Below are 428 nucleotides of genomic sequence, written 5' to 3' on the forward strand. Positions count from 1 at the left end.
GAGCTCTTCGGACAGATCTTCGTGCAGAGCATCAGAAGACCGTTCAGGCCGGTCACGGCCTTGCAAGACCACATGCGCAGTTCCTGCCGGATCGCACTCTTGCGGTGTAGCTTCTGCGACCGCCTCCACCTTACGCCGGCGCCACAGCAAGCTGCGAAAGAAGCTGCGCAAGTAGCCGCGCTTTGCTGAGGCTTTGCCAGAGACAAATTGCATATTCCAACTCCGCAGATCACGCCCAAATCAAAGACTGCCTATCGTTTAACTCGCCCATAGGCAGTGTCCGGGCCAAAGCTGGCCCGGATCTGACTTCCATCCTTATTGAGGACAGAGACTTAAGCTGCAGGCGCGCGCCAGTCATCAGCACCGGACGTGCCGGAGACTGTGTGTTCCCACATGATCTTGCGGTAAGACAGTTCAATGGTGATCAG

1 protein-coding gene and 1 pseudogene are annotated in these 428 nt (G+C 56.8%); both read right to left on the reverse strand.

Annotated features, from left to right (window positions below):
* Window positions 1-213, reverse strand: a 213-nt coding sequence (locus tag PsW74_RS19830; RefSeq protein ID WP_082830651.1) for a hypothetical protein, incomplete at its 3' end; no start/stop codon positions are given.
* Between the two features lie 119 nt (window positions 214-332).
* A pseudogene (locus PsW74_RS30240) lies at window positions 333-428 on the reverse strand (type VI secretion system tube protein Hcp); the annotation flags it as partial.

Origin of the sequence: Pseudovibrio sp. W74, assembly GCF_001623085.1 — a bacterium.
GTDB lineage: Bacteria > Pseudomonadota > Alphaproteobacteria > Rhizobiales > Stappiaceae > Pseudovibrio.